Raw genomic sequence first — 255 nt, 5'->3', positions numbered from 1 at the left:
CTTTATGTACCAAGGCGAAAGCCGAAAGTAATCGGAAAATCTTTTATAATGAGAAATGGGAACAACAAAAAGAATATATAAAAGAGCAGCTTTCAAAAAAAGAAACTGGTGAAATCTATGGAAAACGTAAAATTGATGTGGAACCAGTCTTCGGATTTTTGAAGGCTAATTTGCGTTTCACTCGGATGTCCGTAAGGGGCAAAGAGAAGGTAATAAATGAATTAGGATTTGCGTTCATGGCGGTAAACATGAGAA

At 36.1% G+C, this 255-nt stretch carries 1 protein-coding gene; it reads left to right on the top strand.

Going from position 1 to position 255, the window contains the following annotated elements:
* Window positions 1–255: transposase (locus tag KI338_RS17610; protein ID WP_212922314.1), on the top strand; the 255-nt coding region annotated here is incomplete at both ends.

Origin of the sequence: Ornithinibacillus bavariensis, assembly GCF_018333235.1 — a bacterium.
GTDB lineage: Bacteria > Bacillota > Bacilli > Bacillales > Amphibacillaceae > Ornithinibacillus > Ornithinibacillus bavariensis.
Note: the sequence above shows the minus strand (reverse complement) of the source record. Positions and strands in the feature narration are given on the sequence as shown.